This is a genomic window from Cytobacillus sp. FSL R5-0377, from assembly GCF_038004385.1.
Lineage (GTDB): Bacteria > Bacillota > Bacilli > Bacillales > Cytobacillaceae > Cytobacillus.
Genome location: NZ_JBBORA010000001.1, coordinates 4177732 through 4196554 on the forward strand (window position 1 = coordinate 4177732; position 18823 = coordinate 4196554).

Below are 18823 nucleotides of genomic sequence, written 5' to 3' on the forward strand. Positions count from 1 at the left end.
GCTGGGGTGGGCAAGGCGCTTCCGCTTTATTTAAAAGCTTTAATACTTTAAATCGCTGAGCAAGAGGAGTAGAATGATTGGAATCCGTCCAAGAGAGCCGGGAATGGTGAGAGCCCGGTACGGAAAGTCATTCGAATGGACTTGCGAGAGGCTTCCCGAAAGATAGTAGGGAAGCACGGGTTTCCGCCGTTAAAAGGATAGGGTATCGATATTTTTTCCGTACCCGAAAAAGGGAGCAGCATTTTGCTCTGAAAAGAGGTGGCACCACGTTCACAAGACACGTCCTCTATACCCACAGCTACTGTGTGTATAGAGGGCTTTTTTATTTTCTTTAAAGAACTGGAGGAAAGATAAATTGATGCCAAAATTGGATGAAACGTATATTATCGAAGAACTCGAGGGTGACACATTAACACCCATTTCCATCTATCAGAGAATGAGCGGAAGAAAGAAATTCCTGTTAGAAAGCTCGCTAAAGCATGAAAAATCGGGAAGGTATTCCTTTATTGGCGCAGATCCTGTGATGGAACTAAAAGGGGAAGAGGCCAGGACATTAGTTTCTGCCGGAGGAAAAACAGATGTATATTCTGAAAAGCCGCTCGATGTTGTTAGAAGACTGATGCCTGAGCAAAAACCTCACCCGTTTGAAAGCTTCCCATTCTGTGGAGGAGCTGTTGGATACGCAGGATATGATGTCATCAGGCAATACGAAAATATTGGAATGATACCTCATGATGAGCTGAATGTACCAGATGTACACCTTATGTTTTTTGAGGAAGTGGCTGTTTTTGATCATCTGGAGCAAAAGGTATATCTCGTTGCCATGCCTTTGATGGCAGGAACCGATGAATCCAAGCTTCGTGAAAGATTACAGAAGAGAAAGGATGAAATACAGAAGGGGACCGTGGCAATTGAACCGGAAGCAGCATCACTGTCAGCTTTTAAAGCTTCGATATCTAAAGAAGACTTTATTGAAAAAGTAAATAAAGCCAAGTCCTATATTGAAGAGGGTGACATCTTCCAGGTGGTGCTTTCTCAGCGGTTAAAAGCAGAACTAACTGGTGATCCTTTCGCATTTTACCGAAAATTGCGGGTGCAAAATCCCTCCCCCTACATGTACTATCTTGATTTTGAAGAATATGCGGTGGCAGGGGCATCACCGGAAAGTCTTATAAAAGCTGCAGGAAACAAAGTAATCACCAACCCTATAGCAGGAACAAGGCCAAGAGGCAAGACAGATGACGAAGACCTGCAGCTTGAAAAGGAACTGATAGAAGATGAAAAGGAGCTCGCAGAACACAGAATGCTGCTCGATCTGGGGAGAAATGATCTGGGCCGTGTCTGCGAATTTGGAACAGTCACTATAGAAAAAAATATGGTAATTGAGAGATATAAGCATGTCATGCACCTTGTATCCGAAGTGGGCGGCAGGCTAAAATCTCCACACACAGCGATTGATGCCTTAATAGCATGTCTGCCTGCTGGAACAGTTTCAGGTGCTCCAAAAATTAGAGCAATGGAAATCATCAATGAACTTGAAACAATGAAAAGAGGAATTTATTCAGGTGCAGTCGGCTATTTTTCCGGGAACGGCAATATGGATTTTGCCCTGGCAATCAGGACAATGGTGATTAAAGATGGCTATGCCTATATACAAGCCGGTGCGGGCATCGTGCATGATTCTATTCCTGAAAAAGAGTACGAAGAAACACTTCATAAATTAAAAGCATTTTTGGAGGACAAAAAATGATTCTGCTGATTGATAATTATGATTCATTTACATTTAATCTTTATCAGTATCTTGGTGAACTGGGTCAGGAAATTAAAGTTGTAAGGAATGATCAAATAACAATCGATGAAATTGAAAAACTGAATCCCGATGCAATTGTTCTTTCCCCCGGACCGGGAAGGCCAGAAAAAGCGGGAGTGATTGTGGAAGTTATTCAGCAATATTACAGGAAGCTTCCTATCCTGGGTATTTGCCTGGGCCATCAAGCTATCGGCTATGCCTTTGGTGCAAGAATTGAAAAAGCAAGGAAAATCATGCATGGTAAGGTGTCTAAACTTAAGCATAATGGATCTCAGCTATTCCAATACATGCCGCAGCCAATCAGCATTATGCGCTATCACTCCTTAATTATTCAGTCGGGAACTTTGCCTGTCAGCTTTAAGGTTTTGGCCAGATCGATGGATGACAATGAAATTATGGCTATCAAGCATGAAGACTACCCTTTATACGGTTTGCAATTCCATCCGGAGTCTGTGGGAACAGACCTTGGAAAAAAGATATTGGAAAACTTTTTACAAACAATCGGGAGGGACAAAAAGAGTGAAAACAATACTGCAGAGGTTATCTGATCGGGAGTCACTAACAGAAGCAGAAATGAAGGAAGCGATGGATAATTTATTTGCCCATGATGTGACGGACAGTGAGATTGCGGCATTTATGGTAAGCCTTAAAACAAAAGGGGAAACAGTTGAAGAAATTGCAGGCATTGTAAAAGCCATGAGGGATAAATCTCTTTCATTTAGAAAGAAAATTCCTAATGTTTTGGATAATTGCGGTACGGGAGGGGATGGTTCATGCAGTTTTAATATCAGTTCCACTTCTGCCTTTGTAATTGCAGGTGCCGGTATTCCAGTTGCCAAGCACGGAAACCGGAGTGTATCCAGCAAAACAGGCAGTGCCGATGTTTTGGAGCATTTGGGGATAAATTTAAATCACCCGCCAGAGCGCACGGAGGAGATTTTGGAGGAAATCGGGATTGCGTTTCTTTTCGCCCCTCATGTGCATCCGAATATTAAAAGGATCATGAAAGTGCGCAAGGATTTAAGGATACCGACAACCTTCAATCTAATTGGGCCATTAACCAATCCGGTTGAACTTGACAATCAGCTTCTGGGCATCTACCGGAGAGATTATATTGAAATGTTTGCAGAAGTGTTAAGAGCTTTGGGAAGAAAACGGGCAGTTGTTTTAAATGGTGCAGGGTTCATGGATGAGGCATCCTTGCAGGGGGAAAATCACCTGGCCATCCTTCAAAACGGCATAGTAACAAAAAAGGTTCTCCACCCTGAGGAAGTAGGCTTATCAGTCTGCAGCAATGACGAAATCAAAGGAGGAGATTCCAGGGAGAATGCGGAAATCCTTCTGAGTGTCCTGAAGGGAGAAAAAGGTGCAAGAAGAGATACGGTCCTTCTGAATGCCGGGATTGGCATCTTTACAGGCGGCAGGGCTGAAACCATTCAAGAGGGAATCCATTTAGCCAAAGAAAGCATTGATTCGGGAGCTGCATTACAGAAGCTTCATCAGTTAATTGAAGCAAGTAAAAGTGTCCAAAAAGAGGTGATATAAGTGGGAACAATTTTAGATCAAATACTGGCTGAAAAAAGAAAAGAAGTCATCGAGCTGAAACAGGAGGTAATCGAGGCTGCAGAATCCGCTGGAAAACGCTCATTTATAAAAAGGCTTGAGTTAGGGAACGACCTTGCTGTGATTGCCGAATTCAAAAGAGCCTCACCATCCAAAGGTGATATAAATACCGGGCAAAACCCCGCGGATCAGGCATTATTTTATAAAAAATATGGCGCAGATGCGATTTCCGTTCTGACAGACAACAGATTTTTTAAAGGCAGCTTTAATGATCTGTCTGCTGTTAGAGAGACAGTTGACCTGCCGATCCTCTGCAAAGACTTTATTGTGGATGAGGTGCAGATATTAAAGGCAAAAGAAACCGGGGCAAACCTGATTTTGCTAATTGCTGCTGCCATGGATGCAGAACGGCTTCAGGAGCTTTTCGATTTTGCTGAAGGTGAAGGACTCGAGGTATTAATGGAGGTTCATAATGCAGAAGAATTGGAAATAGCTCTTAGAACTGGTGCACAGCTGATCGGAGTCAACAACCGGAATTTAAAAACGTTCGAAGTAGACCTGGGGGTGACAGAAAGGCTTGCCCCTCTTATAAAGAAGGCGGGAAGATTCCTGGTCAGTGAAAGCGGGATTAAGTCTGAAGACGATGTCCGGCGTGTCATTGCAGCTGGGGCCAACGCCATTCTTGTCGGAGAAGCATTCATGCAGGCAGATAATCTGGAAGGGCTTTTGAAGGCCATGAAGATCCCTTTGCAGGGGGCTGTCAGACAATGAGGGTGAAGATTTGCGGAATCAGGGATATAAGCACGGCACTTTCCGCTGTTGAAAACGGTGTGGATGCCCTGGGATTTGTTTTTGCTGAAAGCAAAAGAAAAATTAGACCTGAGACAGCGGGAGAGATAATCAGAAAACTTCCAGGAGAAGTATTAAAAGTCGGAGTATTTGTAAATGAGACGAAAGCGGCAATTGAAGAAATAGCAAAAATTTCAGGGATCAATGTCATTCAGCTTCATGGAGATGAACCGCCGGAATTTTGCAGCTCATTCTCCTTGCCGGTTATAAAAGCTTTGAGCATTGGTTCCCCGGATGATCTATCTCAACTGGATGAATATTCATGTGAATATGTACTTCTTGATAGTCCGAAAGGGAAGTATCGGGGGGGCAACGGGGTACCGTTTGATTGGTCACTCCTAAACAGATATTCAATGAATGATAAGAAAATCATCCTCGCAGGAGGGCTCAAGCCGGAAAATGTGGCCGAAGGAATAACAGCAGCCAATCCTTATATGGTTGATGTAAGCAGCGGGGTTGAAACTGAAGGTAAAAAAGATCTGGAGAAAATAAAAAGATTCATAGATAATGCGAAACGTATGGAGAGGGAGGAAGTAAAATGAACGCAGCTTATACATTGCCAGATGAACGGGGGCATTTTGGAGAATTTGGAGGAAGATATGTGCCTGAGACACTAATGCAGGCTATAATTGAATTGGAGAATGAGTATAAGAAAGCCCAAGCCGATGAAGGGTTTCAGACCGAGCTGCAATCACTGCTGAAAGACTATGTCGGACGGGAAACTCCTCTTTATTTTGCTGAGAACCTCACAAAATACGCTGGCGGTGCGAAGGTCTATCTTAAAAGAGAAGATTTGAATCACACAGGAGCCCATAAAATAAACAACTCACTCGGCCAGGCTCTATTGGCACAGCGAATGGGTAAACGTAAAATCGTAGCTGAGACGGGTGCAGGGCAGCACGGAGTCGCCACAGCTACAGCATGTGCTCTTTTAAATCTGGAATGCATTATTTTTATGGGTGAAGAGGATATAAGGAGACAGCAGCTGAACGTATTCAGAATGGAATTGCTCGGAGCGAAGGTGGTAGGGGTGCATTCGGGAAGTGCCACTTTAAAAGATGCAGTCAATGAAGCGCTTCGCTACTGGGTTACGAACGTCGAGGATACACATTACATCCTTGGCTCTGTGATGGGCCCGCATCCTTTCCCTATGATAGTACGGGATTTCCAAAGTGTTATCGGAAATGAGACGAAAAAGCAATATCTTGAAAAAGAAGGCAAACTCCCTGAGGCAGTTGTAGCCTGCATTGGAGGAGGAAGCAATTCAATGGGAATGTTTTATCCTTTCATTAAGGATGAATCAGTCCGCATGATCGGGGTGGAAGCGGCAGGATTGGGGACAGATACAGAAAAACATGCTGCCTCTTTAACAAAAGGAACTCCGGGAGTTCTTCATGGCGCATTAATGTATTTGCTGCAGGATGAACACGGACAGATTCAGGAGGCCCATTCCATCTCTGCAGGACTTGATTACCCCGGGGTAGGCCCGGAGCACAGCTATTTAAAAGATAGCGGGAGGGCCGAGTATGAATCGATCACAGATGATGAGGCACTGGATGCGCTAAAGCTGTTATGCAAGCTTGAGGGCATTATTCCGGCCCTAGAGAGCTCTCATGCAGTTGCGTACGCATTAAAGCTTGCGCCGCAAATGAAAAAAGACGAAGGTATCATTATCTGTTTATCCGGCAGAGGGGACAAGGATGTAGAAACGGTGAGAGCAAGATTAGGAGGGAAAGGACAATGAACCGGATCGAAAAAGTTTTTCAGAATCTAAAGCAAAATAATGAAAAAGCATTTGTGCCATATATTATGGCTGGTGATGGGGGCTTGGACACGCTCGCTGAGAAAATTACATTTCTCGAGAAAGCAGGAGCAACAGCCATAGAAATCGGGATTCCGTTTTCCGATCCGGTCGCAGATGGGCCTGTAATCCAGCAGGCAGGCATCCGGGCTTTAGAAGCCGGAACAACTCTTAGGGGCGTATTAGCAGCAGTTGCGGAAATCCGCCCTATCGTTCACATCCCGCTTATTTTTATGACATATATGAATCCGATCATGGCTTATGGTATTGGCAATTTTATTTCTGATGCCTCAAGCAGCGGGGTTGACGGGCTCATTTTGCCTGATCTTCCTGCAGAGGAAGAAGAGATTATTGCACCAATTGCAGAAAAAGCCGGAATCGAAATTATTCGTCTTGTAACATTGACGAGTCCGGTAGATAGGATTCAGGAGATTGCAGGCAAAGGAAGAGGCTTTTTATACGCTGTAACAGTTAATGGCATCACCGGTGCAAGAAAAGGATTTAAAGAAGAACTCGGAAAGCATTTGAAAAGGGTTAAAGAGGTAAGTCCGATTCCGGTATTGGCAGGCTTCGGAATTTCTGAACCCCAGCATGTTAAAGAAATGAATCAGCATTGTGACGGGGTAATTGTGGGGAGCAGGATTATCGAGCTTTTTCAAAGCGGAGATTTAGTAAAAGTTGAAGAGCTGATCGCTTCATCTAAAATAGAAGAAATTAAATTATGAAACAAAAGCTTTCTCCCTGGTGGAGGAGGCTTTTTTGTTTTATTATGCTCCTTATTAAAAATATTGATTGTAAAGGTTGACATGCTAAGTGAATACATTATAATTACAAGTAATCCGAGTAAATTAATGAGATTTATAGGAATAGGTGATCTTGAATGTTCATTGAGATAAATGAGGTAAATAAACAATATAGCGATAAAGAAAATCGTCCTGTTGATGTCTTGAAAGATATCAATCTATCGGTTGAAAAAGGCCAGTTTGTCTCTATTTTAGGACCTTCAGGATGCGGAAAGTCTACACTTCTTTCAATCGTCGCTGGTCTGACTAAAACTACTTCAGGCCACATTCAAATCGATGGGAAAACCATAACAAAGCCTGGAAAGGACAGAGGAATGGTTTTCCAGCAGGCAGCATTATTCCCCTGGCTGACAGTCATGGAAAATGTCACGTTTCCGCTGAAAAAAGAAATGAAGAAGAAGGATGCTGAGGAAGCGGCACTTAAGTATCTGCAAAAGGTGCAGCTGGGTAAATATATATCCCATTATCCTCATGAACTTTCTGGAGGAATGCAGCAAAGGGTAGCAATTGCGAGAGCACTTGCCATGAACCCTGAAACACTTCTAATGGATGAACCATTCGGAGCTCTTGATGAACAGACCCGTTCACGTCTGCATGGACAGCTGGAAACCATTTGGACAGAGACAAAGAAAACCATTCTTTTTGTTACTCACAGCATCTCTGAATCTATTAAGCTGTCAGATCGGATCATTGTTATGGGAACAAAGCCGGGAACTATTTTACAGGATATAATGGTGGATATTCCCAGACCGCGTGAGGAACACAAGAAAGAAATGCTGGAGATTGAAGAACACATAATGAAATACCTGAAAAAGGAAATTGATAAAGTTGTCAGCGAGGAGCTCCAATATGCAAACAGCCATTAAACGAATCATATTTTTTGCAGCGGTCATTGCATTTTGGGAAATCGGATCACGGCTTGAACTCTGGCACCCGCTGATTTTCCCTTCCCTGTCCAGTGTTTTCAATGCACTTGTTGAAGGGTTTCAGGATAAAACACTAATCTATGATTTAATCGCAAGTTTTAAGCGGCTCGCAATCGGTTTAACAATCAGCCTTATTCTTGGGACCCTGATAGGAATTCTGTTAGGGAAATCCAAGACTGCTGATGAAACACTGGGTGCAGTCATTCTTGCTTTGCAAAGTGTACCCAGCATTGTCTGGCTGCCTATCGCGATTATGTGGTTCGGCTTAAATGAAAAAGCCGTTATTTTTGTGACCATACTTGGCGGAACATTTGTAATGGCTCTTAACATGAGAACAGGTATTAAAAACGTTTCACCACTATACATCAAAGCAGCTCAAACAATGGGTGCGACTGGCATTGACTTATTCACTAGAGTCATCTTTCCAGCATCCATTCCTTACGTAGTAACCGGTTCACGTCTTGCCTGGGCATTCGCCTGGCGGGCACTGATGGCCGGTGAGCTTTTAAGCACAGGACCTGGATTGGGCTACACACTTCGATATGCTTCAGACTTTGGAAGAATGGATATCGTAATCGGTGTGATGATTATCATTGGAGCAATCGGAATGATTGTTGACCAATTCATATTCCAGCGCATTGAAAAATCGGTTAGTAAAAAATGGGGACTTGAGTCTTAAATTTGGAGGGGTATTTATGAAAAAGGCGTTTTTATGGGCTGCTATATTATTTATGTTTACCGGGCTGCTTGCGGGCTGCGGATCATCTGAGAAAAGCAGCGGCAAGGAAGACAAAATTGTCATCGGTTATTTTCCTAATATCAACCATGTGCCGGCAATGGTTGCGAAAGATCAAGGATATTTTGAAAAACAGCTCGGCGATGGAACAAAAGTCGAATACAAGACATTTGCTGAAGGCGGTTCTTTCATGACTGCTCTTAAAACAGGTGATATTGATGCAGGTCTTGTAGGGCCAGGACCAGCAATGAACAACTTCTCAACCGGCGCTGACGTTAAAATTATCGCGGGTGCTTCAACTGGCGGAACGGTTGTCCTTGCCAGAGAAGGAGTAGAAATTAACTCACTTGAGGACTTCCAGGGAAAAACGTTTATTACACCTGGCGTAGGCTGCACACATGATGTCCAGTATGAGACATATCTTGAAGAAGCCGGCATTACATCAGCAAGGATTGGCGGTACTATGAAGCATTTAACTGGCAATCCTGCACAATATGCAAGCATGCTGAAAACAGGCAAAGTTGATATTGCAGTTGCCCCAGAACCATGGGCAGCCGTCATCGAACAGGAAACAAACGCAGAAGTGGTAATAGGATGGGATGAAGTATCCTTTGGTGAAACACTTCCGGCATCTGTTTTAGTTGCAACGGGTGACGCAGTGGAGAACAGTCCTGAAAAAGTACAGAAAATTGTGGATGCGCATAAAGATGCTGTGAAGTTTATTGAAGAAAATCCTGAAGAAGCAAAGGCTATTACAATCAAGGACATTAAAGAAGTAACCGGACAGGAGCTGGAAAAAGAAGTAGTAGACCGCGCCTGGGATAGAATCGGGTTCACTTATGATGTTGATGCAGACACAATCCAGGAATTCGCAGATTCTTCCTACACGCTGAAATTCCTGAAGGATAAACCGGAATTCAGTGAACTGATTGCAAAGAACTTTATTAAATAAGCATATTTGGACCGGAGCCCTGGCGGGTTCCGGTTTTTCTGTGTTACAGGGTTTGACGGAATTAAGAAGCGCAAAAGAGTAGGAATCTCCCACATGCAGTTCCCGAGAAACTATATGATAATTACCATTTACCTGGCAATCCAGCACGGGCATAATTCAACGAAAACATTTCCCAGAAACAAATTACCGTGCAATAGCTTCCCGCCTAATATCTTGGTTTAACTTCCTCTCAAAAAAGGAAAAATATCATGCAAGTGATAAAAACAACACAGACATAGGAGTGGCGCAAATGAAAAAAGGCATGGGAGTTTTAATTGCCGTGATTGCGGCAGTAGTCATAGCAGGTATGATGCTGATGTCCAGTTATAACGGATTCGTCAGTGCTGAGGAAGATGTGGATCAGGCTTATTCCCAAATTGAAAATCAGCTGCAGAGAAGGCTGGATTTGATTCCTAATCTGGTTAAAACAGTTAAGGGGTATGCTGCTCACGAGAAGGAGACGATTCAGGCGGTATCAGATGCACGTGCGAGATTGGCGGGAGCCCGTTCGCCAGAAGAGGAAGCAGCAGCAAACGCTGAGCTGTCAGGTGCTCTGAGCCGGCTGCTGGTAGTAGTTGAGAACTATCCCAATTTAAAAGCGGATAAGCAGTTTACTCAATTAATGGACGAACTTGCCGGTACGGAAAATCGGATATCGGTAGCCCGCAAGGATTATAATGACCAGGTTTCTGTATATAACAAAAAAGTAAAAAGGTTTCCAGGTGCAATTGTTGCCGGGATAACAGGCTTTGATGAAAAAGAGTATTTCAGGGCGGATCCATTGGCGAATGAAGCGCCTGAAGTGGACTTTGGAGGCAATGGAGAATGATCATCCGCAGGGTCTTTTTGACCCTTCTTTTAGTAAATGTAATTATGGGGGCTTTCTCAGTCCATGCAGAAGAATCCATACCCCAGCCCGCTGGAGATATTTATGTACAGGACTTTGCAGGTGTTCTAAATGAACAGGAAAAATCAGAACTGAACAGCCTGGGAAGGCAGTTAGAGGATCAGACAACTGCTCAGGCAGCAGTGTTAATTGTTGAAACAATTGGGAACAGGACGATTGAAGAATATGCAAACGAAGCTTTCCGGTCATATGGCATAGGCAGCGCTGCAGAAAATAATGGTGTCTTATTAGTTGTGTCCATGCAGGATCGGAAGGTGCGCATTGAGGTTGGCTATGGGCTTGAAGGCCGAATTCCGGATGGGAAAGCCGGAAGGATTCTGGATCAGATAACAATTCCATATCTCCAGAATGGGCAGCCCAATAATGCGGTAATTGAAACCTATAAGGTGCTTGTACAGGAGGCTGCCGGAGAAGTGAACCTGGGAAACAGCGGCGAATATACTGATGCCGGGAAAGAGGATGGAGGCATTGGCATTCCTTCCTGGCTGCTGATTTTCATTGCTATCGGTTTGCTGTTTCTTGATATTAAATTCTTTGGCGGGACCTTTTCATATGCCATACTATCCATTCTCTCAAGAGGCGGAGGCAGAGGAGGTGGCGGTCCGCGGGGAGGTGGAGGCGGCTCATCTGGCGGCGGGGGAGCCAGCCGGGGCTGGTAAAGCAAAAAAAGCGGGGTTTTCCCCGCTCATTCCTATTATTTAATTCCAGTTACACAAACGGTTAATACAGGACGGGCCTCTTTAAATGAAATGGAAATGGAATGGAATCCTGCAGCCTCCATATCAGCTTTGATTACCTGCCCCAAATTTTTGGTAATGGTTTCATCCACTCCTTCTTCTCTTGGCTGAACCGTGATGGCAATTTTTCCGTCTTTTTCAAGCATCCCATGCAGATGCTGAAGAGACTCCCTTGGTTTTCTCCAAAGCGGATAATTGTTGACTGAAAATATTTTATTATACCTTTTATCCGGAAAGTAATCATGAACATCTTTCACGAACAATCTGACTTTTCCCTGCTGAATATAGTCATCATTCAGTTTGGCTGCAGCTGTTCTCATATCTTCCGATACATCGACTCCATCCGTTTCTGAATAGCGCCATTGGTCCATAATATGTTTAATGCTATATCCGGGGCCAAAGCCAACTTCTAAAATAGAATCTCTGCGATTTATCTGTAATTGTTCTATCGTCCATCTGTTAATCTTGCGGTTCTCAAAATACATAATTTTCCCGGCGAGCTTTCCCAGTAACCCTTGTGGTTTTTCAAATTGTCTTGCGAAAATATCGAACAAGTCCCTCACCTCGCTGTGTAATACTTATATTTAGTCCCTATAAAGAGGTTCTAAACCTATTCCGTAAAATGGATAAATAATTTTTTACTGGAAAAGGTACTATTATGAATTAAGATTGGAGGAAGTCTGGTGATTTATGGCGAAGAACAGTACCGAAAAGATTTAAACCGGTACATTGGAAGTATTGATGATCAAATTCACTCACTTTCCAAAACCCTTGAGGAATTCAGCTGCTGTATATTATCCGATTTTGAAACCTTGCATAAGACTGTTACAGAAGCCCACGCCATTGCTTCGACTTATTATCTGCAGTCATATTTAGCACCATTTACGAAGGAATACTCAAGCTTATCACTCGCCGCCCAGCACCTGTCCGAAAAAAGGCATGGCGGGCTGATTGTTGTGGAAAGAAGACAGCCGGTAGAAGAATATATACATAACGGGACGCCGATTGGAGCAAAAGTAAGCCACACACTAATCGAAACAATCTTTTACCCGGGGAATCCGCTGCATGATGGCGGAACATTAATTAGAGAAGATACGATAATTTCTGCAGGCAGTATCCTTCCTCTTACTAAAAAAAGCATGGAAGGAAAGAAACTTGGAACCAGGCATAGAGCAGCAATAGGTATCACTGAAAAATCTGACGCGGTTGCGATAGTTGTATCAGAGGAAACAGGGCGGATTTCTTTTGCGGTAGATGGCCAGATTTATACAATTAGGACTTAAAAATCCCCCGTTACCTGGGGGATTTCATCTTAATTAGTTCTTATTAATTTGTTTTCCGCTTTTTTTCTGGCTTTGAGATTTTGTGTTTCCTGCCTGAAACTCGCTTCCGAGTTCAACATCATTTCGCTTATCCTGTTTTTCAATTTGAGCTCTTGTTTGATTAGGATTTTGTCTTCCTTGTTTTGTCATATTACATACCTCCCTTAAAATAGCTGACAGTCTTAATATGTGCTATAGCCAGGAATAGATGAACAATATCTTAAAATTAACTTAAAGAGGTGAATTTAATGTGCGGCAGGTTTACTCTGACGGAAACAATTCAAAATCTTCAGCTGCTGTTTGGGTTTGAATATGCAGAAGGGGAGGTTATCCCCCGATATAATATTGCCCCGAGCCAAAATATCTTAACAGTCACCGGCGACGGCAAGCAGAGGATCGGCAGGCAGATGAAATGGGGGCTGGTGCCTTACTGGGCGAAGGATGAAAAAATAGGTTACAAAATGATAAACGCCAGGGCAGAAGGCATTGATTCCAAACCGAGCTTTAAAGGTCCCTTTAGAAACAAAAGGTGCTTAATCCTTGCAGACGGATTTTATGAATGGAAAAAAAGCGAAGAAGGAAAACAGCCTTACAGGTTCATTATGAGAGATGAGCAGCCTTTTGCTTTTGCAGGAATTTGGGATATCTGGAATAAAGGCAAATCTCCCTTATTAACCTGTACAATTATTACAACAGGGCCTAATGAAGTAACAGAAGAAGTCCATGACAGAATGCCGGTCATTTTAGAGGAAAAAGATTTTGAGGATTGGCTGAATCCGCATCTTCATGACACTGCATACTTAAAGTCTTTACTTGAACCTTATCCGGCAGAAAAAATGGATAAATATCCGGTATCATCCAAAGTGAATTCACCAAAAAATGAACTGGCGGAATTAATTTCCCCACTAAATAGTTTATATAAAACGGACGCGTAATGCGTCCGTCTTCTTACCCTCTGCTTACAAATCTCGGAAGCTCCGTATGGCCCATCTCACGTACATAAACAAACAAATTCCCTTTATGATGAATTTCATGATCCATTGCAATCTGCAACAGCTGGCTGCCGGTAAGTTCAATTCCAAAAATCTGTGACATATCAATTTTTCTTTCTAATTCCTCATTGGTTAAAGATGAAATAACTTTAATTGTTTTCTCTGTAAAATTCTCAGCAGCTTCAGATAGATTTGGCGCAATTTCATCGAACTTTTCGCCAAACACTGCCGGGCTGCCATCTTTGATTGTTTTGGCAAACATATAAAATGAAGTAAGCATATGCGTAACCAGTTTACCGGCAGACATGCTTGTTTCTGCTGGTTTATAATCAACGTTATTATTATCAATCTTCCAAATCAGCTCATTGGTCACCTTTCGATGGGATAAAAAATAGGTTAAATATTTTTGTGCTCTTTCCATGCTAATTCCCTCCTAAAAAGATAATCAGATTAACATTTCTCCTTACCTAATGTAAATTCCTTTATATAACAAAAAATTAAGACTGGCAGGAATTCCACTACATTTGTGGAATTATTTAACTGGGGAAGATTTGGAAGAATCTCTATTATTCAGACATCGTGTTCATTAGGGGGGAGATTCGTACATGGGGAAAAAAAAGAAAAAGAAAAGCCATGTGCCTTTTAGGGTCAATTTATTGTTTTTTGCTGTATTTGTTTTGTTTTCTGTACTAATTTTAAGGCTTGGCGTAGTTCAGATTGTAAATGGAGAGACCTACAAAAAAGAGGTTGATAGGACAGAGGATGTTATCGTATCAAACCCGGTTCCAAGGGGGAGGATGCTTGACCGGAACCATCAGGTTATCGTAGATAATATCCCAAAGAGTGCGATTACATATACCAACCGGAACGCCAAACAGGAAGAAATGCTTGAGGTGGCAGAGCGGCTGGCCGTGCTGATTGATAAAGAGATAGATAAAGTGACCGAAAGGGATATGAAGGATCATTGGATTCTAAAAAATCCCGATGCTGTCCGGGAAAAAATAACTGAAAAGGAATGGAAGCTATTTAAAGAGAAAAAACTGGATGATAAGCAAATTTATGACATGCAGCTTGAAAGAATCACTAAAGAAGACCTGAAGCTGCTGAGCAAGCAGGACCTGGAAGTAAGAGCAATCTTTCGGGAATTTACGAGCGGCTATGCGATGACACCGCAAATTGTTAAGAATGAAGGCGTATCACATGAGGAATATGCGGCAGTAAGCGAGAATCTTCAATATCTTCCAGGTGTCAATACAACCACAGACTGGGACCGGACTTATGCTTTTGACAGTACGCTTCAGACAGTGCTGGGGAAGGTTACGGATTCCAGTGAAGGGCTGCCCCAGGAGCGGCTTGATTATTTTCTGGCCAGGGATTACAGCAGAAATGAGCGTGTTGGAAAGAGCTATCTGGAAATGCAATATGAGGATGTTCTGCATGGTCAAAAATCAAAAGAAAAGCTGATTACGAAAAAAGGGGAAATTCTCGGAAGTGAAGTGGTTTCGGAAGGCCAAAGAGGCAAGGATCTTGTCCTGACGATTGATATGGACCTCCAGAAAGCTGTGGAAAAAATTTTGGAAGAGGAAATTTGGGCTGCTAAGCGGACCCGGGGAACATATTTAATGGACCGGGCATTCGTCGTCCTGATGGATCCGTATACTGGTGAAGTGTTGACAATGGCAGGGAAAATGATAGACAAAGATGATGATGGCAAAACAGTTATGCAGGATTATGCGCTGGGTACGATTGCCTCCTCATATAATGTAGGTTCTTCTGTAAAAGGGGCAACTGTTTTAACAGGGTATAAAACCGGTGCAATTTCACCAGGGACTTCATTTTTAGATGCACCAATGAAAATAGCAGGTACACCACAGGTTAAAAAATCGTGGTTTAACTTTCAGGCAATAATGAACGAAACAAGGGCCTTGCGCATATCCTCAAACGTTTATATGTTCAAAACTGCAATCGAAATCGCGGATGCAAGGTATGCTTATGATCAGCCTCTTGGATTTAAAAACGCTAATGCATTTGAAGATATGAGAGAATCCTTCGGCCAATTTGGACTTGGTGTCAGAACAGGGATCGATTTGCCGAATGAGGCAATAGGCTATGAGGGGCCTCTTAGATTGCCGGGCTTCCTATTAGACCTGGCAATCGGACAGTATGATACCTATACTCCGATGCAAATGGCCCAATATATATCAACGATTGCAAATGGCGGCTATCGTGTTCAGCCGAGGCTTGTAAAAGAGATCCGTGAGCCTGCCAAAGAGCAGGAGGAGTTGGGTCCTATCTGGAAGGATATCCAGCCGACAGTCTTAAATACGATAGATGTGAGTGATATTGAACTTAACACTGTCAAAGAGGGACTTCGACAGGTGATGCAGCATCCTGAAGGGACTGCATATAGAAGGTTCGCAGACGCACCATATTCTCCTGCAGGAAAAACAGGTACAGCCGAAGCATTTTATGACGGCCCGCTCAAAAAAAAGGGTGATAAATTAATAGATGTTATGAACTTAAGCCTTGTTGCCTATGCACCGCATAATAATCCTCAAATTGCCATGTCTGTCATTGTTCCATGGGCATACCAGGGAAGAAGCGGGCATACAGCCAATTATGAAATTGGCAGGAAGGTTTTAGATGTCTATTTTGAGATGAAAAAGAAGCGGAAGCACGGAGCAGAAGAGGAACAGTCAGATGAAGAAACTTCCGGGGCAGAGGAATCCTGATAGTAAGCCTTCCTGTTTTCAGGAGGGCTTTTATTAATAAGTAAATTTTGTATTGTCCCCAATTAAAAAGGAAATGGCAGGCCGTTCTGGATCACTATGGCCGGCACTGCATTAAGTGAAAGAGCACTATCTTTGAACAGGCAGCTGCAAATTGCGGGACCTCAAGAAAAGCCTTTCCTATTGGGAATGGCTTTTCTTGAACATTAATTTGTTTTTTATTTGATTTAATTTTTCCTTAACCAAAACAGGTGTATCGCTTTTTCCAAAGACTTTGCGATTAACCAGAAATTGAATCGTTTCTTCAAATATGGCGAGGATAAAAATAGACATGGAGATTACCAGAATCCAAAACCACATGTGTCTGCTCCTTTCATCATTCCAGCATACAATAATATATATATTCAGGATTCAAAAAGGAATGAAGGGAATGGTATTTCTATCCAATTAATTTAATGCCTGACCGATTAACTGGATATCCGCTAAAAGTATTTGCTTTATCCTTTCGTCATTGCATCTATAATAATCATTCACAAGACGTCCGATTTCTTTAATAAACGACAAATATTCACATTCTTTTATCACTATCATGCTCCTGTTCCAATTGTTATTTTTTTAATAGCCTATTATGATCTGTGACAAACCTTTATTTTTTTAAAACTTTCAATATTGTTTAGTTAAGGGACTTTCGGGAAATTAAGTTAGAAAAGGAGGTCCTGACATGAAAACAATAAATGTAGAGCTTCAGTATGATAATCAGGAATTGAATCATAATCAGACACAAGTATTTGATCAATTGAAGAGCCAGCTGGAGGGAACAGGGTTCAAAGTGGTGACGATTATGGAAAATGATCAGTATCTAAAGGAGAATTCCGGCCTTCCTAATCAAAAGAAAAACAAAGTGCTGCCATCTCAGCCTGAAGGAGCAGAACCTGATATTAATTCCAGCGGTGCGGGCGGAATGGTCTCACCTGATTCGAGCGAAAGCAAATACTCTGAGTAACAAAATGAGCCTTAGTCACATTGCGGACTAAGGCTTTTTTATAATAATTTTGTTTGGTGGGGAATCTGTAATACATACCTATCAGAAATCACTAAGAGAGCAGACTGTACTCTGCTCTCTTTTTCATCCTGCATCTTTAAGTAATCCTTTAGCAATTATCTGATTTGTGAAGATGGAGCGGCGGAGGAATCAGCCATCCTTTTTCTTTATTCATGCGAAGAACCTTTATACCTAATGCAGCTTTCTGTGTATGAAATTGGCCAAACATGCCTGCAATATCTTCACGAATACACTGTCCCATAATTGTACTGCAGCCAACCAATCCTGCAGCCAGGTCTCCCGCTAATTTTGCAGCTACCTCAGGATCCATGAACCTGGCACCTGGAGGAATATCATTCACACAAGCATCGGGCCTGTCAGGCGGTGCAGGAGGAAGGCCAATCCCGTTTTCCTTTAACATCGCCTCGATTTGTTCTTCTTCCTGCTTGCATAGGCGAATAGCTTCCTGAAGCAATTTCTTTAAGTCCTCATCTCCAGAGTGGCTTAGCATGGTCTGGTACGCAGAAGCCATTCCTTTTCCAGCAAGCAGGTAAGACCAAGTACTGAAGACTTCACCATAGTGCATCGGCTCATCTTTTGGATTTCCGCTTAAAATACCCATAGTATACCTCCTGAGAAAATTCATTATTGTGCCACCTTCCTTAAAATGCACAGCTATATCATGCCCATCCGAAGCCTAAAAATGTATTCAATATAAATGGTTAAACTTCGATGATTTGTGGTAAATAGCGTATAAAAGCAGAGGAGATGTGAACTATGGATCAAACAAAAAAATCATATTATATAGATATTGAAAATGCACAAGTTTACGCAGAACCCGTTGAAGCAGTTGAATGGCAGTTTAAAATTCATGCCAATGACCAGGAAATGCAGGAGCTTGCTGATTACATTGAGAGTAATTATGACGCAGATATGAAAACTTTTGAGCTTGCACATGTTCCGTTTGTGGAGGATAAGGAGAAGGCAGAAAATCATAATTATGATGCTTCTATGGAGGATATGTATAAGCTGATTTATGAACTTGGTGATAATGAAACGCGGAGAAATATTGAAGAAATGGGAATATTACAAAAGGGCATTAGTAAATAAAAGCAGAAAAAGCGGCTGGTCTTAATGGACAGGCCGTTTTTTTTTATTGTGAAATAAACTGCAGTCCAGGCAAGATAAATTGAGCATTATAATCAAGGTCCCTCAAATATGTATAATAAAAAGAACCATCTTTTCTGCCTTCTTCAGAATTGAGGTTCTTATTTTTACTTCTATATAAATAATCTTTTTTTGTTTTTGTTTTCCTCGATCGCATGTCTGTAAATACAAAGGGACTTCTGCTGCATTCAGGATTCCTTTTCCCCTCACGCACTGCTTTATCGCGCATCTTCTTTGCTGCTGATTTAGCCATAATAACCACTCCTTTTTTCTAATAATAGCATATCTTCTTCCAGAGAGAAGGCATTATTTCTGGAAGAAGGAGAATGAAGGCTCTATTCGGACTCTCTCGGGAACGCGGGAGTTTTTTTGATGAAATTAACAGCATACCAAGATAGGGGAAATTCCCCCTCCTAATGGGGAATTTCCCCGATATGTAAAAACTCCT

Annotated in this window: 24 protein-coding genes and 1 other annotated feature; of the genes, 17 read left to right on the forward strand and 7 right to left on the reverse strand. The window is 42.3% G+C overall.

What is annotated here, in order from left to right; translation table 11 throughout:
• The first annotated feature begins 46 nt into the window (after positions 1-46).
• Positions 47-290 (forward strand) — a binding site (T-box leader).
• A 68-nt stretch (positions 291-358) separates the two neighbouring features.
• From trpE to NSQ49_RS21355, 12 genes are all read left to right on the forward strand, one after another.
• On the forward strand, positions 359-1750 hold the full coding sequence (trpE, locus tag NSQ49_RS21300) for an anthranilate synthase component I (protein ID WP_159863028.1): 1392 nt from the start codon (positions 359-361) through the stop codon (positions 1748-1750).
• Positions 1747-2358 carry an anthranilate synthase component II gene (locus NSQ49_RS21305; protein ID WP_159862775.1) on the forward strand — a complete coding sequence of 204 codons (612 nt, stop codon included), beginning with the start codon at positions 1747-1749 and terminating at the stop codon, positions 2356-2358. Before trpE ends, NSQ49_RS21305 begins: the two co-directional genes overlap by 4 nt.
• The gene (gene trpD / locus NSQ49_RS21310; protein WP_159862776.1) at positions 2330-3355 is read left to right on the forward strand and encodes an anthranilate phosphoribosyltransferase; all 1026 of its coding nucleotides are present in this window, start codon (positions 2330-2332) and stop codon (positions 3353-3355) included. Before NSQ49_RS21305 ends, trpD begins: the two co-directional genes overlap by 29 nt.
• Positions 3356-4144, forward strand: coding sequence for an indole-3-glycerol phosphate synthase TrpC (gene trpC / locus NSQ49_RS21315; RefSeq protein WP_159862777.1), 789 nt, complete (start codon positions 3356-3358; stop codon positions 4142-4144). It begins immediately after the preceding gene.
• The gene (locus tag NSQ49_RS21320; protein WP_159862778.1) at positions 4141-4764 is read left to right on the forward strand and encodes a phosphoribosylanthranilate isomerase; all 624 of its coding nucleotides are present in this window, start codon (positions 4141-4143) and stop codon (positions 4762-4764) included. The genes trpC and NSQ49_RS21320 overlap by 4 nt, the downstream gene beginning before the upstream one ends.
• On the forward strand, positions 4761-5966 hold the full coding sequence (gene trpB / locus NSQ49_RS21325) for a tryptophan synthase subunit beta (RefSeq protein ID WP_159862779.1): 1206 nt from the start codon (positions 4761-4763) through the stop codon (positions 5964-5966). The genes NSQ49_RS21320 and trpB overlap by 4 nt, the downstream gene beginning before the upstream one ends.
• Positions 5963-6748: a tryptophan synthase subunit alpha gene (gene trpA / locus NSQ49_RS21330; RefSeq protein ID WP_159862780.1), complete on the forward strand. Its 786-nt coding sequence runs from the start codon at positions 5963-5965 to the stop codon at positions 6746-6748. The genes trpB and trpA overlap by 4 nt, the downstream gene beginning before the upstream one ends.
• A gap of 155 nt (positions 6749-6903) precedes the next feature.
• Complete coding sequence (locus NSQ49_RS21335; protein ID WP_159862781.1) at positions 6904-7692, forward strand: ABC transporter ATP-binding protein; 789 nt, start codon at positions 6904-6906, stop codon at positions 7690-7692.
• A complete protein-coding gene (locus NSQ49_RS21340; RefSeq protein ID WP_159862782.1) occupies positions 7676-8431 on the forward strand; it encodes an ABC transporter permease in 756 nt (251 codons plus the stop codon). The genes NSQ49_RS21335 and NSQ49_RS21340 overlap by 17 nt, the downstream gene beginning before the upstream one ends.
• Positions 8432-8447: 16 nt before the next feature.
• Positions 8448-9440: an aliphatic sulfonate ABC transporter substrate-binding protein gene (locus tag NSQ49_RS21345; protein WP_159862783.1), complete on the forward strand. Its 993-nt coding sequence runs from the start codon at positions 8448-8450 to the stop codon at positions 9438-9440.
• Between the two features lie 289 nt (positions 9441-9729).
• Positions 9730-10308 carry a LemA family protein gene (locus NSQ49_RS21350; RefSeq protein ID WP_159862784.1) on the forward strand — a complete coding sequence of 193 codons (579 nt, stop codon included), beginning with the start codon at positions 9730-9732 and terminating at the stop codon, positions 10306-10308.
• Positions 10305-11045, forward strand: a complete 741-nt coding sequence (locus NSQ49_RS21355; RefSeq protein WP_159862785.1) for a TPM domain-containing protein — start codon at positions 10305-10307, stop codon at positions 11043-11045. The genes NSQ49_RS21350 and NSQ49_RS21355 overlap by 4 nt, the downstream gene beginning before the upstream one ends.
• Positions 11046-11080: 35 nt before the next feature.
• Here the strand turns inward: NSQ49_RS21355 and NSQ49_RS21360 are convergent, their stop codons facing one another.
• Positions 11081-11686, reverse strand: coding sequence for a methyltransferase domain-containing protein (locus tag NSQ49_RS21360; protein ID WP_251284010.1), 606 nt, complete (start codon positions 11684-11686; stop codon positions 11081-11083).
• A 120-nt stretch (positions 11687-11806) separates the two neighbouring features.
• Here NSQ49_RS21360 and cdaS point away from each other — a divergent pair, with 120 nt between their 5' ends.
• Complete coding sequence (gene cdaS / locus NSQ49_RS21365) at positions 11807-12406, forward strand: sporulation-specific diadenylate cyclase CdaS (RefSeq protein WP_159862787.1); 600 nt, start codon at positions 11807-11809, stop codon at positions 12404-12406.
• A 33-nt stretch (positions 12407-12439) separates the two neighbouring features.
• Here the strand turns inward: cdaS and NSQ49_RS21370 are convergent, their stop codons facing one another.
• Positions 12440-12595 (reverse strand): hypothetical protein, encoded by a 156-nt coding sequence (locus NSQ49_RS21370; protein ID WP_201306480.1) that lies wholly within the window; start codon positions 12593-12595, stop codon positions 12440-12442.
• Positions 12596-12693: 98 nt separating this feature from the next.
• Between NSQ49_RS21370 and NSQ49_RS21375 the strand changes: the two genes are divergently transcribed.
• Positions 12694-13380, forward strand: a complete 687-nt coding sequence (locus tag NSQ49_RS21375) for an SOS response-associated peptidase (RefSeq protein ID WP_251284009.1) — start codon at positions 12694-12696, stop codon at positions 13378-13380.
• A gap of 13 nt (positions 13381-13393) precedes the next feature.
• Here NSQ49_RS21375 and NSQ49_RS21380 read toward each other — a convergent pair whose 3' ends face one another.
• Positions 13394-13858: a DinB family protein gene (locus NSQ49_RS21380; protein ID WP_251284008.1), complete on the reverse strand. Its 465-nt coding sequence runs from the start codon at positions 13856-13858 to the stop codon at positions 13394-13396.
• Positions 13859-14042: 184 nt separating this feature from the next.
• Here NSQ49_RS21380 and NSQ49_RS21385 point away from each other — a divergent pair, with 184 nt between their 5' ends.
• Positions 14043-16169 carry a peptidoglycan D,D-transpeptidase FtsI family protein gene (locus NSQ49_RS21385; protein ID WP_159862790.1) on the forward strand — a complete coding sequence of 709 codons (2127 nt, stop codon included), beginning with the start codon at positions 14043-14045 and terminating at the stop codon, positions 16167-16169.
• Positions 16170-16346: 177 nt separating this feature from the next.
• On the opposite strand, the gene NSQ49_RS21390 is transcribed toward NSQ49_RS21385, so the two are convergent.
• Together NSQ49_RS21390 and NSQ49_RS21395 are read right to left on the reverse strand one after the other, a co-directional pair.
• A complete protein-coding gene (locus tag NSQ49_RS21390; RefSeq protein ID WP_159862791.1) occupies positions 16347-16526 on the reverse strand; it encodes a hypothetical protein in 180 nt (59 codons plus the stop codon).
• 87 nt (positions 16527-16613) lie between these two features.
• Positions 16614-16751: a hypothetical protein gene (locus NSQ49_RS21395; RefSeq protein ID WP_201306492.1), complete on the reverse strand. Its 138-nt coding sequence runs from the start codon at positions 16749-16751 to the stop codon at positions 16614-16616.
• A 136-nt stretch (positions 16752-16887) separates the two neighbouring features.
• On the opposite strand from NSQ49_RS21395, the gene NSQ49_RS21400 reads away from it, so the two are divergent.
• Positions 16888-17169 carry a hypothetical protein gene (locus NSQ49_RS21400; RefSeq protein ID WP_251284007.1) on the forward strand — a complete coding sequence of 94 codons (282 nt, stop codon included), beginning with the start codon at positions 16888-16890 and terminating at the stop codon, positions 17167-17169.
• 148 nt (positions 17170-17317) lie between these two features.
• Here the strand turns inward: NSQ49_RS21400 and NSQ49_RS21405 are convergent, their stop codons facing one another.
• Complete coding sequence (locus tag NSQ49_RS21405; RefSeq protein ID WP_159862793.1) at positions 17318-17830, reverse strand: DUF3231 family protein; 513 nt, start codon at positions 17828-17830, stop codon at positions 17318-17320.
• Between the two features lie 155 nt (positions 17831-17985).
• Between NSQ49_RS21405 and NSQ49_RS21410 the strand changes: the two genes are divergently transcribed.
• A complete protein-coding gene (locus tag NSQ49_RS21410; protein ID WP_251284006.1) occupies positions 17986-18318 on the forward strand; it encodes a hydrolase in 333 nt (110 codons plus the stop codon).
• Between the two features lie 43 nt (positions 18319-18361).
• On the opposite strand, the gene NSQ49_RS21415 is transcribed toward NSQ49_RS21410, so the two are convergent.
• Complete coding sequence (locus NSQ49_RS21415) at positions 18362-18628, reverse strand: hypothetical protein (RefSeq protein ID WP_159862795.1); 267 nt, start codon at positions 18626-18628, stop codon at positions 18362-18364.
• Positions 18629-18823 lie beyond the last annotated feature (195 nt).